This is a genomic window from Luteibacter sp. SG786 (assembly GCF_011759605.1).
GTDB lineage: Bacteria > Pseudomonadota > Gammaproteobacteria > Xanthomonadales > Rhodanobacteraceae > Luteibacter.
In genome coordinates this window covers 2,332,881-2,346,192 of sequence record NZ_JAAOYX010000001.1, presented here as the reverse complement: position 1 = coordinate 2,346,192, position 13,312 = coordinate 2,332,881, and the positions used below count along the sequence as shown (strand labels likewise).

The following is a 13,312-nucleotide window of genomic DNA, read 5'->3' as shown; positions in this document are numbered from 1 at the left end:
GAATGGGCCGGATCGTTCGCTATCAATAAGGTCTCGCCGTCCGGCTTGCAAGTCTCGGCCCTTGCGACGCCGCTGCCGCTACAATCGGCGCGATTCCATCCGCCGACCCGGGTCCCATGCTCACCTCGCTCTACGTCCGCCAGTTCGCCGTCGTCGAAGAAGCCGAGGTCGCGTTCGGTCCCGGCCTCACCGTGGTCAGCGGCGAAACCGGCGCCGGCAAGTCGCTTCTGGTCGATGCCCTCATGCTCCTGGCCGGCGCGCGCGCCGACAGCGGCATGGTTCGCGCCGGTAGCGACCGCGCCGAACTGGCCGCGGAATTCGACCTCACCGGCCTTCCGGACGCCCTGTCCTGGCTGCGCCAGGAGGAACTGGACGATGGCGACACCTGCCAGCTGCGGCGTGTGATCCGCACCGAGGGCAGCTCGCGCGGGTGGATCAACGGACGCCCCGCCAGCCTGGCCCAGATGTCGGCGCTGGCGGCGCTGATCGTCGAGATCCACGGCCAGCATGAACACCAGGCCCTGCTTTCCCGCCAGCACCAGATGGCCTTGCTGGATGCCTATGCCGGCAGCGAGGAACGGCTGGCCCGGGTGCGCGACACCGCCCGCGCATGGCGCGACGCCGTGGCGCGCATCCGCGCGCTGTCCGGCGGCGACGATCGCGAACGGCAGATCGAACTCCTCGCGCACGAGCTGGAAGAACTGGAGCGCTGGGCCCTTGCGCCGTCTGCGCTGGAAGACCTCGAAGCGCAGCACCGCCGCCTCGCCAACGCGGGCCGGCTGGCCGAAGGCGCCAACGGCATCGTCGAAATGCTGGACGGCGAGAGCGAGTTCGCCATCGGCCGCGCCCTGCTCCGCGCCCATGCCGAGCTGTCGCGCCTGTCCGAACTGGACGGCACCCTCGCCCCACTGCTCGAACTGCTGGACAGCGCGCAGATCCAGGTGGGCGAAGCGGTGGACGGCCTGGGCCGCTACGCGCAGGACGTGGAACTGGACCCGGAACGCCTGGCGGAGGTGGACACGCACCTCACCCACCTGCACGACCTGTCCCGCCGCTATCGCCTGCCGATCGAGGACCTGTTCGCCAAGGCTGACGAAGTGCGCGGCCGCCTCGCCGAACTCGAGGGCGCGGGCGAAGCGCTGGACCGCCTGGCCGGCGAGCGCGACCGCCTGCGGAAGGAATACGACGTGGCCGCCGCCGCGCTGTCGAAGGCCCGCATCGAGGCCGCCGGCCGGCTCGGCACGTCGGTGGCCGCCCTCATGGGCGAACTCGGCATGGCCGGCGGCCGCCTCGAGGTGTCGCTGGAGCCCGCCGAAGGCGACGATCCGGACCCGCAAGGCCGCGAGCGCTGCGAACTGCTGGTCAGCGCCAATCCCGGACAACCGCCGCGACCGCTGCGAAAGGTGGCTTCCGGCGGCGAACTTGCTCGCATCAGCCTCGCCATCGAAGTGGCCACGCTGGGCAACGACAACATCGGCTGCATGATCTTCGACGAGGTGGACACCGGCATCGGCGGCGCCGTGGCGGAAGTGGTCGGCCAGAAGCTGCGCGCCCTCGGCGAGCGCGTGCAGGTGCTCTGCGTCACGCACCTGCCGCAGGTGGCCGCGCAAGGCCACTCGCACCTGCAGGTGGCGAAGGAAAGCGACGGCGAGGCCACCCGCACCCGCATCCGCACGCTGAACGACGCCGGCCGCCGAGACGAACTCAGCCGCATGCTGGGCGGCGTGGAGATCACGAAGGAAACGCGCGCCCACGCGAAGAAGATGCTGGACCGCGCGCAGGGGTGAACGACTTTCCGCAGGGGCCATCTCCTGTGGCAGATCCCAATGTTGCCCCGCAAACCGCCGCGCTTTGTGTGGGAGCCGCTTCAGCGGCGATGGGTGCTAGCGGCGAGATTGCCCGCTGCCGCGGGATCGCCGGCACAGCCGGCTCCCACACAAGACCTCCCACATAAAGCCTCCACGTAAGAAGCGCGGCTCACCCGGGAAGGCCGCGCCTCAGCTGCGGATCAGCCCGCGCTCCTGGGCCATGCGGTAAAGGTCGAGTTCCGAACCCGCGTTGAGCTTGTTCATCACCGCGGCGCGGTGGATGTAGATCGTCTTCTGCCCGATACCCAGTTCCGCCGCCACCTGTTTCGGCGCGCGGCCTATGGCCAGCAGCAGGAACACTTCGCGCTCGCGCGCGGTCAGCCGGTTGAACGGGTCGAGGTCGGTCGTGGCCCTGCCCGAGCGCCGTTCCCGCAGGTCCGAACTCAGGTACTGGTCGCCGCCGAGCACCGAACGGACGGCGGCCACCAGTTCCTCCGGCGCCACGCCCTTGGTGACGTAGCCGCGCGCGCCACGACGCAGGGCTTCGGAAACGTAGGGTTCGCCGTCGTGCATGCTCAGCACCACGATCTTCATGGCCGGCGCGATGCTCGCCAGGTGCTCGATCAGCGGCAGCCCGCTGCCGTCGGGCAGCGACAGATCGACAGCTACCAGGTCGGGACGATGTTGGGTAACCGCTTCCACCGCCTCGTCGGCATTGCGCGCCTCGGCGACGACGTCCAGGTCGGGTTCCAGCTCGATGAGTCGCTTGAACCCTTCGCGAACGATGGCGTGGTCATCTACTAGGACGATTCTTGGCATGGGCTGAATGTAGCAGGCTCTCCCGACGCGTGCGTACGGGGGCACGGAAACCCGCGACGGCGCGCACCCGCCGTGTACCATTCCGGCATGCGCTTATCTGGCTTCTCCCGCTTTGCCGGCCCACTGATCGCCCTGGCCTACGCTGCCGCCTGGGTCATGCTTTGGCCGACCGAGCAGCCCTACTGGGTTCTTCCCTTCGGCCTGCGCTTCGGCGCGCTGCTGCTCACGCGCAGCCGCAACTGGCTGTGGATCCTCGGCGCCGAGATCGTCGCCAGCGCCTTTTGTGAGTGGCGCAGCGGGCTGCCGATCGGCGGGGCCGGCTTCCTGCTGGGCGACGCGCCCGAGCCGCTGATGGTGGCGGCATGCCTCTGGCTGCTGCGCCGGGCGCACCTCCACGCCAGCCTCAGCACCCCGGAAGACGTCGCCCGCCTGCTGCTCTCTGCCATGGTGACGGCAACGGTGGCCACGGCGGGCAACGCCGCCATGATGGCCTCGATGCATCCCGCCGCCCCGGTGGAAATGCTCGGCACCACGTTCGGCAGCGACCTGCTCGGCAACTACCTCGGCGTGCTGCTGATGGTGCCGGCGATGGTCCTCGTCTTCCGCGAACGGCCCACGCAGGCGTCCATGGCGGAACTTCTGCTCGACGGCCTTCTGGTGATGCTGCCGTCGCTGGCCATTCTGATCACCCTGGCCGAGTATTCGCCGCAGCCGCAGTTCGCCCGGGTGCTGTCGCTGGCGCCGGTGCTGTTCTTCGCCTTTCGCCATGGCTGGCGTGGCGCGGGACTGGCCATGCTCATCACCAGCGTCGGCCTCAACGTCACCGAGGACATGATCGGCCGCGGCGCGCCTACCGCTGCCGCGCATCTGTTCCTGGCCGTGGCCGGCACCGGCACGCTGATGCTCGGCGCGGCCACCGACGCCCTGCGCCGCAGCAGCGAGCGCGTGGCCCAGCAAAACACCCATCTGGCCGCCGCGAACCAGCGGCTCGACCAGCTGGCCCGGCAACTGCGCGATGCGGCCCGCGGCAACCTGCAGGCCGAAGAGAGCCTGCGCCGGCACATGGCGGCCGAACTGCACGACGAGCTGGGCCAGAACCTCACCGCCATCCAGACCCACCTCAAACTGGCGCAGAACCGGCTGGGCAGCGCGGGCCTGGAAGATATCGGCATGTCCATCAATGGCATCCTGGGACACATGCGCAAGGCGCTGCACCGGATGCTGGACAGCCTGCGCCCCTCGGTGCTGGACGAGTTCGGGCTGCTGCGCGCCCTGGACGAAGGCCCCATCCGCGACATGCTCACCGCCGCAGGCATCACCTACGTCACCGACCTGCGCGGCGAGCCCCGCCTCCTGGATGAGGACACCCTCACCGCCATCTACCGCGTGGTTCAGGAAAGCGCCACCAACGTGGTGCGCCATTCGGGGGCAAGCCGCATGACCCTTCGCCTGCGCATCGGCGTACGCGACAGCGGCCCCGTCGCCATTCTCGACATCCGCGACAACGGCACCGGCCTCTCCGCCCAGCCCCGCCCGGCACGTACCGACGGCGGCGGGCGGGGCTTGCAGGGAATGAGCGATCGCATCACGGCCCTCGGCGGCCTCTTTCGCATCCGCCCGGAACCGGTCGGACTTCACCTCCGTGTGCTGCTTCGCAGCACAAGTGCCGGATCTGGCATAGGAAATTTTCCAATACCCGGCCAGTGAAAGGTTCGTTACGATCCCATTATCGATGTGGGGGAGCCGCCGTCGAGAGACGGTGAGCCCGGGTCGGTCGTGGGGACGATCGGCCCGATGAGGCGACAGGATGTCAGCCTCGCCGGTGCGACATGGTGGTCCGTGGAACCTGCGAGCAACTCGCGTTCCACGAGCCATGAAAACGCCGGATCAAGCCGCCGGTGGACAGGAGTCCACCGGCGGCGTTTTTATTTGGGCGCCCGTCACCCTGCGAAGCCCCTCACGTCATTCCTGCGAAGGCAGGAATCCAGTGCCTCCCCGCCCGAAAAGGCGACGCTCTCCCCAACAAAAAGGCCCCCGAAGGGGCCTATCCAGTAAAGCGACGCGACGCCTCAGCGCTTCTTCTTTGGCCGCACATACAGCACCAGGCTGTGATCCTCGATGACGTACCCGTGCCGGTCGGCGATCTCGTGCTGGAGCCGCTCGATCTCTTCACTGATGAACTCGATGACCTTTCCGCTGTCCACGTCGATCATGTGATCGTGGTGCTTGCCGCGGTCGAGTTCGTAGACGGCCTGGCCGCCCTCGAAGTTGTGTTTCATGACGATGCCGGCCGCTTCGAACTGGGTGAGCACCCGGTACACCGTGGCGAGGCCGATGTCTTCCTGGTGCGACAGCAGGCGCTTGTAGATGTCTTCGGCGGTGAGGTGGGGCTGGTCCGCCTCTTCGAAGATCTGCAGGATCCGCATGCGCGGGTGCGTGACTTTCAGGCCCGCCTTGCGGAGCTCTTTGGTTTCCTGGTCCATGTAAGACCCCTCGCGGTGCCGTAAGGCGCTTAGTGTATCATCACAGGCTTCACGATCCGGACGTAACTACGCATGCAAAAGCTCATCCGCACGCTGGGTTTGGCCATGATGGCAACTGCCATCGCGGGCTGTGGCCTCGTCTATACCCCCGACGTGCAGCAGGGCAACCTGCTCGACAAGAAGAACGTCGACCAGTTGCAGCCGGGCATGACCAAGCGCCAGGTGCTCGTGCTCCTGGGCACCCCGTCCGTCATCTCGCCGTTCGACCAGGATCGCTGGGACTACGTCTCGACCTTCTCGCACCGCGGGAAGCCGATGACCAGGCGCACCCTCACCCTCACCTTCAACAACGACACCCTCGTGCGCACCGAAGGCGATTTCTTCGCCCAGGACGCCGAGCAGCTGCTGAAGGACTCCAAGAAATACAAGGCCAACCCCACGGGCGACGCCGAGGGCGACAAGAACACCAGCGGCAAGAAGGACGACGACGACGGCGGCTTCGGCGTGGGCGTGCACGGCTCGTCCGACGACAGCCCGGCCAGCAAGCGCTAAGCCCCCCCGCTCAGGCGCCGCGGGCCGCGCGGCGCCGCCTGGCCTCCATCGGGTCGAGGATCAGCGGGCGGTAAAGCTCCACCCTGTCCCCCTCCTCCAGCACCCGGTCGGCGGGCACTTTTTTCGCGAACACACCCAGGCGGGCCGGATCGGGCACCACACCCGCCGGCAGGCTCGCCCGGGCGCGCTCCACGGCGCCCCATGCGGTCGTGCCCACCGGCACGGCCAGCGGGACCACCACCTGACCCTCCGGGCCGGCGTAAGCCACTTCGACGGCGATGTCAGCCATACTGCCGGCGCGCCTCGTCGCAGAAGTCGTCCACCATGCGGTTGGCCAGTTGCTGGAAACCCATCTTAAGCACGCTGCCACCCAGGCCCGCGTAGTCGAAATCCAGCGCCAACGAGATCTTGCAGCCGGCGTCGCCCAGCGCCTGGAAGGTGAACACCCCATCCAGCGAACGGAGCGGCCCCTCCACGAACTTCATGGTGAGGCGTTCCGGCCGCTGCATCGTGTTTCGGGTAGTGAAATGCTGTTTCATGCCGGCGAAGCGGAGGTCCAGCCGGGCCACCAGGGTGTCGTCGCTGCGCTCCACCACCGTGGCGGCGTCACACCAGCCGAAGCGCTTTGGGTATGCTTCCACATCGTTGACCAGGTCGAACATCTGCGCGGGCGTGAACGGCACGATCGCACTGCGGCGGATTTCAATCATGAAGACCTCGTCTCATTCGCCGGTCAAGGGACTTGCCGGCCTTGTATCAGGGACCCGATAGACCGATTTTAACGGACATGGCAAAAACGAAGGCTAAGGACACGGAAAAGGACGGCGGCGGCACCATCGCGCTGAACAAGCGCGCGCGCCACGAATATCACATCGACCAGCGCTTCGAATGCGGCATGGAACTGCAGGGCTGGGAACTGAAGGCGCTGCGCGCCGGACGCATCAACTTCGGCGAAGGCTGCTACGCCATCATCCAGCACGGCGAGGTGTTCCTCGTGGGCGCCCAGATTCCGCCGCTGATCAGCGCCTCCACACACGTGGTGGCGAACGACCGGCGCACGCGGAAGCTGCTGCTGCACCGGGAGGAGATCGACCGCCTCATCGGTGCCGTGGAGCGCAAGGGCTACACCCTCGTGCCCACCGCCTTGTACTGGAAGCACAACAAGGTGAAGTGCGAGATCGGCCTGGCGAAGGGCAAACAGGAGCACGACAAGCGCCAGAGCGACAAGGAGCGCGAATGGGCCGTGGACAAGCAGCGCGTGATGCGCGCCCATAATCGCGTCGGCTGACTGAACGCGGGGCCGGGCGCCCATTGTGACAGCCCTGCCCCGCCCCTATACTTCGAATCGGTAGTCTCACAACAGTTTCCCCGGGGGTGTTCTGGCTTCGACGGGGGTAGTGCGATTGCCTGGTGCATGCCGAGGGGGCAGCTTTCCTCGTTAATCCAGCAGCAAAACTCATAGTTGCCAACGACAACTACTACGGTGACAACCAGGTGGCTCTCGCCGCCTAAGCTGTCCGGTCCCTAAAAAAGGCCAACCGCCCGAACCGATCTTGTGCTCGTGCTCGTCGGTGTAGGGTCACTATCACGAGATCGCCGAAAGACCCTCCGTCTGTGGGTCTGACGCCAGACTAACCAGGCATGTCCGCCGGTGCGCTTAGCACGCCGTGCTGTCGGCGGACGAGATCCAACGGTGAGCTAAGCATGTAGATCCGGGGATTAAACGCCTTCGGACGCGGGTTCGACTCCCGCCACCTCCACCAATCGACGCTCGGGCCAATGACCAAGTCATTGGCCCGATTGCGTTTTGCCTCCGAGGCGATATGAAACGCAGTGGGCGATCAAGCGGGAAGATGGATGGGCAAGCGCGCGGCGACGCTCCGTACATGCATGACATCGCGCCGCTCCCGCTAAAGTGTTGCGTTCATTGGCCGACATGAGTTGACCCCGCATTGCCCGCTGCAATGCATCCTCCTCAGATGCATGATGACCGCCGAACCTCGCTTTTCTGACGCCCGCGATATATTGGCCTACCTGCAGACCTGTCGGCCTCGGTCCGAGCCCGGTGGTGCGACCGAGTTGCGTCTGGAGCGCGCAGGCGCGTGGGCCATGTGGCTTGGCTATACCATCATCCTGACCGTGTTCGCCACAGCACTACTACTGAGTCGACCTGCCCCTCTCACAAATGACGCGAAGCAATGGCTGCTCATTCTATTGATGGGCGGCTTCGTGTGCTTTGCAGTGAGGCTATTGACACTCTTTTATCTCCTTTGGGTCGGTCGGCGTGACTGGCGGCGGCGCGCCGCCGATCAAATTATTGAGCGCGACGAGGCACACGCGTTGCCGCTGGTAGGATGTCCAGAGCCCCTATTGATCTATACAAAGGACTGGGTCAAGCGCCAGCTCAAGCGTCGAGAGCGGAGTAGCGCCACCTTGATGAAGGACCTGGGAGTCATTCCAGCTGTAGCGTTGCTCTATGCGGCCTTCAACGCTTGGGGATCGTTTCACGCTTCATTTCGTGGACTCCACGTCACCGGTCTTAATCTAGAGGCGCTCGAACCGATGTTCGATACCTTATTCTGGGCCGGCCTACTGTCAATGATAGCGGGACTATTGGCATCACGGGTACAGGCTATGCGCTATGCCTATCGCATCGAGATCATCGAAATTGCTCTGAGTCTCGAAGTGCGGAGTCGAGCGAAAGCAAGTAGCAAATTGCCGGCCTTGCTCGATCCACGCTCCCTCAGGCTTTCATACCATCGCGCCAACCACGGGCCCAACGAGGCCTAGTAAGTTTGCTCCTGCCGACAGATGCCTCATCGGGCATCTCTAGCGAAGCACGCGCGCACGCAGACAAAATCACGCCCTGGCATCCAGGCACCAATTCACTTTCTGCGTTCGCTTTCAGGACGGTACATAGCTCAGCCTCACCACATCACCCCCCATCAACTCACTCCCCACAAACCGCAGCCGCGGCACAGCCCCCGAAAAGAACGGCTTACCCCGTCCAAGCACCACCGGATGGATATAAAGCCGATACTCATCGATCAGCCCGGCATCGGAAAGACTCCCCGCCAGCTCCGGACCGGCAACTTCGATGACACCATCGTGTTCGGCTTTCAGGCGGCGCACCGCCAACGCCACATCGCCGCCAACGATGCCGGCATTCGGGCCGGCTACCTCCAACGAGCGCGACACCACCCATTTCGGTTTGCTCCGCCACGCGGCCGCATACTCGCGCTCGTCCGCGCCCCACTCCGGAAGGTCGTCGTCCCAGTAGCGCATGACCTCATACATGCGGCGACCGTAGAGCATGCCGGTCAAGCTGCGAACGTCCTCGATGAAGTGCCGAAACAGAGCCGGGTCCGGTGGCCCTAGCTGCTCGTGCTCGACATAACCGTCCAGGGACTGGTTCAGTGCATAAACGAGTCTGGCCATGGGTCGCTCTCCTCGGTGAACCTTGAGCATAGCCGGCCACTGGCACGATGCCCGTCACCAGGGTCTCGGAAGAGAGTGTGATTTTTTTCCGTGTCCGACGAATCATGGGGGAAAGAGGAGGGGCCATGGCCGACGATGAACGACGACGACGCTGCGATGCATTGCTCCACGAACACCGCCGTATCGTATTCAAGGTGGCGGGCATTTATGCGCGCAATGCGGAAGACCGGCGTGACTTGGCGCAGGAGATCGCGCTGCAGGCCTGGCGCTCCTTTGCCCGATATGACATCACACGCCCGTTCAGCACGTGGCTGTACCGAGTCGCGTTGAACGTGGGCCTCTCCCATGCCCGCCGCGAACGCGAAAAGCCGACGATGGTCGGGGTCGACTTGCTCGATGCGCTGGGCGGAGGCACGCCGATCCACGAGCCGGACGAGCGGCTGGCCCTGCTCGCGCGCGCTATCGAAGGCCTGGCGCCGTTGGAACGAGCCCTGGCCCTGCTCTACCTGGACGAGCTGCCGTATGCCGAGATCGCCGGCGTGCTTGGCCTTTCCGAAACCAACGTGGGCACGCGCATCGCGCGCCTGAAGCAACGTCTGCGCCGGCAGCTGGCCGGCAACCACTCTGAAAAGGAGCACGCGCATGGAACTCGATGATCTCAAGGCCGGTTGGGCCGAACTGGACCGGCGCGTCGCCGCGCTCGATGTCGTCGTGCGGGAGCAGCATGCGGCGGCAGGAGTTAGTGCCGAGCTGCGGCCATTGCGTTGGGGCCAGGCGTTCCAGGCCGCATCCGGCCTGATGCTGGCGGTAGCTGCCGGATCGTTCTGGATCGAACACCGCGGGGTGCCGGGAATGCTGGTGGCCGGACTGCTGCTGCACGTTTACGGCATCGCCATGATCCTGGCAGCGGCTCGAAATCTGGTGCTGGCGGCGCGCGCCACCGAGCATGCGCCCGTACTGGCCCTGCAGCAGCGAGTGGCCGCTCTGCGTGCCTGGCGGATCCACGAAGGCCGCTTCTTCGGAATGGTCGGCTGCTTCATGTGGGTGCCGATGATCGTGTGGGCGTTCGGGTTGCTCGGCGTCGATATCGTGGACGCCCATCCCACGTTCATCGTGCTGAACCTGCTCGTCGCCGTTGTCTGCCTGGGGGCCTACCTGGTCGTTTCTCGGGTGGCGAAAACACCCGAAGGTGCGGCGGTACGTCAGGCCCGCGAGCGCCTCGACGAGATTGCCTGCTTCATCGACGGCGGGAAGAGCGACCGCGAACCAGCGCATCGCTGATCGCCCACAGCGGGCAGGACCGGCAGCGATGCCGAACTAGCCGCACGAATGAACCGGCCTGTATGCTCGAAATCCTGATCAAGGATGGAATCCTCCGCCATGCTCAAGAACCTCATCCCAAAGATCTTCTACGACCGTCTGCAGGACGGCCTGGAATTCTTCGTGGACGGCCTCGGTTTCGAGGTGCTGTACCAGGACGGCACCATGGCCGTCATTGCCCGCGACGGCGCGAAAGCCTATCTCGTCGAAAGCCCGGAGTACGCGGCGAAAGACCGACCCGAGTTGAGTATCGACACCGACGACGTCGACGGGCTGTACCGGGAGATGTCAGCGCGCGTGCCCCATCTCCTGCATCCAAATGCCCGCTCGGTTTCGCTCAAGCCGTGGGGTTCCCGGGAATTCGCGATGCTGGACAAGACGACCGTCTGTGTGAATTTTCGCGAGTGGCCGCCGTAGCGCTACGACCGGCCCCACCTGACGGACCACTGCTCCGGCCCAATCGACAAGGGGAGCCACGATGCGACGCGAAACGATCACGAAGGCATTCCTGACCCTGGCCGTGCTCGTCGGCGGCCCGCTGGTCGGCGCCAAGCTCTTCGACCTGCTGGTACTGGCGGGAGCCTGGAGCGCGGATCCTCCGCAGTCGCTGGCGATGATGCCGTACGGCAAGCATTGGCCGGTCGACACGGGCTTGTTCTTCATCCCCTTCTCGGCCTTGATGCTGATCGCCTCGTTCGGAGCCCTGATTGCAGGGTGGAAGACCCCATGGCGTTATCGGTGGCTGCTGTGTGTTCCGTCCATCGGCATCCTTGCCCTGCTCGTCCTGACGGTTACGGCCTTCTGGCCGATGAACGCCGCGCTTTGGTACCACGGCATCGGCTCGCCTAGGGACACGATCACCGACGCGGAATCGATAGCGATGGCGCAGCGCTGGGTCTGGCTCGATTGGCTGCGCGTCACCGGCGCAGCCGCGGCTTTCGCTTCAGCCCTCAGGGCCTTGACCCTGCCCTGGCCCGCTCAGGTTTCGCCACGCGACCCACCCTGGGTTCGAGGCTTGCTCCTGGCGGCGCTGCTGGGTGTAGCCGCGTTCGTCCTCTGGTTCGTCATGGGCATCTAAGGATCCCGACCCCGCTACCGGAGCAGATTGACCTTGGCCAGATCGATAAGCTCGGCCGCGCGCCCATCGAGCACCGCCTTGAGCATGAACATGCCGAACTTATAAGACTCGTCGAAATTCTTGACCGGCGGAATCACGAGCTCCTGGCGTGCCGTGACCACGTCGAGCAGTGCCGGGCCATCGTGGGCGAGAATCTCTTTCACCGCTGCCTCGAGTTCGTCGGGCTTCTCCACGCGAACGGCCTTGATGCCCATGGCAGATGCCATCGCGGCGAAGTTGGGATTCTTGAGATCGACGCCGACATCGAGGAAGCCCGATGCCTTCATCTCCATCTCCACGAAGCCTAGCGTGCCGTTGTTGAGCACGATGACCTTCACCGGCAGCTTGTGTTGAATGAGGGTAACGAATTCACCCATCATCATGGTGAAGCCGCCGTCGCCCGAGAACGAGATGACCTGGCGGTCTGCCAATGTCGCCTGGGCGCCTATGGCCTGGAGCATGGCGTTGGCCATGGATCCGTGATTGAAGGAACCGAGCAGCCGGCGTTTACCGTTCATGCGCAGATAGCGAGCCGCCCAGGCGACCGGCGTTCCCACGTCGCAGGAGAAGACGGCGTCGTCCTTGGCGAGGTCGCTCACGACACGGGTCACGTATTGCGGGTGAATGATGCTGCCGCCGGGGCGGCTCTCTGCCAGTGCATCCAGGTCCGCCCGCGCTTGCTGGTAATCCTTGGTGGCCACATCGAGGTAACGGGTGTCGCTCTTGTCTTCGACGAGCGGCAAGAGCGCCCGCAGTGTTTCGTCCACCGAGCCGATCACGCCAAGCTCGAGGCCGCAACGGTTGCCGAGTGCTTCCGGACGGACGTCGATTTGCACGATACGTGCTTTCTCGGGATAGAACTGCCGATAGGGGAAGTCCGTACCGAGAAGCAGCAGGGTGTCGCACGCCTTGATGGCCTTGTAACCGGAGGCGAAGCCGAGAAGGCCGGTCATGCCGACATCGTGCGGATTGTCGTATTCGACGTATTCCTTCCCGCGCAGCGAATGAACGATGGGTGCCTTGAGCTTGCCGGCTAGCGCCATGATTTCCGCGTGCGCGCCGGCGCAACCCGCTCCGCAAAAGAGCGTGACGCGTGAGCCTTCGTTGAGAATGTCTGCCATCCCCTGCAGATCGCTCTGGTTGGGGCGGAGGATGGGCGCGGACGGAACCAGCCAGCGGGGCACCGATGCGGAAAGGTGCTGGAGCGCGATATCGCCCGACATGACCACCACAGCCACGCCTTTTTTCGCAACGGCCTCGCGCATGGCGCGGTGGAGCACCTGGGGCAGATGGTCGGCGTGGTTCACCAGTTCGACGTAGTGGCTGCATTCCTTGAACAGGAGTTCCGGGTGCGTGGCCTGGAAGTAGTCGATGCCGATTTCCGTACTCGGAATGTGCGCGGCGATGGCCAGCACCGGTACCCGGCTGCGCTGCGCATCGAACAGCCCGTTGATGAGATGGAGGTTACCCGGGCCGCAACTGCCCGCGCATACCGCCAGCTTCCCCGTGAGGTGGGCTTCGGCACCGGCGGCGAAGGCTGCGCTTTCTTCATGGCGCATGTGTACCCAGTCGATGGTGCCCATGCGCCGCAGCGAGTCGGTAAAGCCGTTGAGGGAATCCCCCACCACGCCATAGATCCGTTTCACACCGGCCGACGCCAGGGTTTCTGCCAGGTAATCCGCGGCGGTTCTGCTCATCGTCTTGTCCTGTGTAAAACCCCATCCTATCCGGCACCTGCGGCCTGTACTTGAACGCCACGATCGTCGATGGCACGA

General features: G+C 65.1%; 15 protein-coding genes and 1 other RNA gene. 10 read left to right on the top strand and 6 right to left on the bottom strand.

Annotated features, from left to right (window positions below; genetic code table 11):
* The first annotated feature begins 116 nt into the window (after positions 1-116).
* On the top strand, positions 117-1,787 hold the full coding sequence (gene recN, locus FHS47_RS10780) for a DNA repair protein RecN (RefSeq protein WP_167026813.1): 1,671 nt from the start codon (positions 117-119) through the stop codon (positions 1,785-1,787).
* Between the two features lie 210 nt (positions 1,788-1,997).
* Here recN and FHS47_RS10775 read toward each other — a convergent pair whose 3' ends face one another.
* Entirely contained in the window at positions 1,998-2,627 is a 630-nt protein-coding gene (locus tag FHS47_RS10775) for a response regulator transcription factor (RefSeq protein WP_167026811.1), read from the bottom strand.
* Positions 2,628-2,714: 87 nt separating this feature from the next.
* Here FHS47_RS10775 and FHS47_RS10770 point away from each other — a divergent pair, with 87 nt between their 5' ends.
* Positions 2,715-4,334: an MASE1 domain-containing protein gene (locus FHS47_RS10770; RefSeq protein WP_167026808.1), complete on the top strand. Its 1,620-nt coding sequence runs from the start codon at positions 2,715-2,717 to the stop codon at positions 4,332-4,334.
* A 362-nt stretch (positions 4,335-4,696) separates the two neighbouring features.
* Here FHS47_RS10770 and fur read toward each other — a convergent pair whose 3' ends face one another.
* Positions 4,697-5,110, bottom strand: coding sequence for a ferric iron uptake transcriptional regulator (gene fur, locus FHS47_RS10765; protein WP_029213983.1), 414 nt, complete (start codon positions 5,108-5,110; stop codon positions 4,697-4,699).
* 72 nt (positions 5,111-5,182) lie between these two features.
* Between fur and bamE the strand changes: the two genes are divergently transcribed.
* Positions 5,183-5,662: an outer membrane protein assembly factor BamE gene (gene bamE / locus FHS47_RS10760; RefSeq protein WP_167026805.1), complete on the top strand. Its 480-nt coding sequence runs from the start codon at positions 5,183-5,185 to the stop codon at positions 5,660-5,662.
* 10 nt (positions 5,663-5,672) lie between these two features.
* Here bamE and FHS47_RS10755 read toward each other — a convergent pair whose 3' ends face one another.
* Positions 5,673-5,951, bottom strand: a complete 279-nt coding sequence (locus tag FHS47_RS10755) for an RnfH family protein (protein ID WP_208381907.1) — start codon at positions 5,949-5,951, stop codon at positions 5,673-5,675.
* Complete coding sequence (locus tag FHS47_RS10750; RefSeq protein WP_167026802.1) at positions 5,944-6,372, bottom strand: type II toxin-antitoxin system RatA family toxin; 429 nt, start codon at positions 6,370-6,372, stop codon at positions 5,944-5,946. The genes FHS47_RS10755 and FHS47_RS10750 overlap by 8 nt, the downstream gene beginning before the upstream one ends.
* A gap of 77 nt (positions 6,373-6,449) precedes the next feature.
* Between FHS47_RS10750 and smpB the strand changes: the two genes are divergently transcribed.
* The 3 genes from smpB (at position 6,450) to FHS47_RS10735 (ending at position 8,452) form a co-directional block, all read left to right on the top strand.
* Entirely contained in the window at positions 6,450-6,950 is a 501-nt protein-coding gene (gene smpB, locus FHS47_RS10745; protein ID WP_167026799.1) for an SsrA-binding protein SmpB, read from the top strand.
* 82 nt (positions 6,951-7,032) lie between these two features.
* Positions 7,033-7,425, top strand: a transfer-messenger RNA (tmRNA) gene (gene ssrA / locus FHS47_RS10740).
* A 220-nt stretch (positions 7,426-7,645) separates the two neighbouring features.
* A complete protein-coding gene (locus FHS47_RS10735; RefSeq protein ID WP_167026796.1) occupies positions 7,646-8,452 on the top strand; it encodes a hypothetical protein in 807 nt (268 codons plus the stop codon).
* A 114-nt stretch (positions 8,453-8,566) separates the two neighbouring features.
* Here FHS47_RS10735 and FHS47_RS10730 read toward each other — a convergent pair whose 3' ends face one another.
* The gene (locus FHS47_RS10730) at positions 8,567-9,100 is read right to left on the bottom strand and encodes a dihydrofolate reductase family protein (RefSeq protein ID WP_167026793.1); all 534 of its coding nucleotides are present in this window, start codon (positions 9,098-9,100) and stop codon (positions 8,567-8,569) included.
* Between the two features lie 125 nt (positions 9,101-9,225).
* On the opposite strand from FHS47_RS10730, the gene FHS47_RS10725 reads away from it, so the two are divergent.
* The 4 genes from FHS47_RS10725 to FHS47_RS10710 all read left to right on the top strand — a co-directional run bounded on the left by FHS47_RS10725 (position 9,226) and on the right by FHS47_RS10710 (position 11,498).
* Complete coding sequence (locus FHS47_RS10725) at positions 9,226-9,756, top strand: sigma-70 family RNA polymerase sigma factor (RefSeq protein WP_167026790.1); 531 nt, start codon at positions 9,226-9,228, stop codon at positions 9,754-9,756.
* Positions 9,743-10,381, top strand: a complete 639-nt coding sequence (locus FHS47_RS10720) for a hypothetical protein (protein ID WP_167026787.1) — start codon at positions 9,743-9,745, stop codon at positions 10,379-10,381. The genes FHS47_RS10725 and FHS47_RS10720 overlap by 14 nt, the downstream gene beginning before the upstream one ends.
* Before the next feature lie 99 nt (positions 10,382-10,480).
* Positions 10,481-10,837 carry a hypothetical protein gene (locus tag FHS47_RS10715; RefSeq protein ID WP_167026784.1) on the top strand — a complete coding sequence of 119 codons (357 nt, stop codon included), beginning with the start codon at positions 10,481-10,483 and terminating at the stop codon, positions 10,835-10,837.
* Positions 10,838-10,898: 61 nt separating this feature from the next.
* Positions 10,899-11,498 (top strand): DUF1772 domain-containing protein, encoded by a 600-nt coding sequence (locus FHS47_RS10710; protein WP_167026781.1) that lies wholly within the window; start codon positions 10,899-10,901, stop codon positions 11,496-11,498.
* 14 nt (positions 11,499-11,512) lie between these two features.
* On the opposite strand, the gene poxB is transcribed toward FHS47_RS10710, so the two are convergent.
* A complete protein-coding gene (gene poxB / locus FHS47_RS10705) occupies positions 11,513-13,234 on the bottom strand; it encodes a ubiquinone-dependent pyruvate dehydrogenase (RefSeq protein WP_167026778.1) in 1,722 nt (573 codons plus the stop codon).
* Positions 13,235-13,312: the final 78 nt, after the last annotated feature.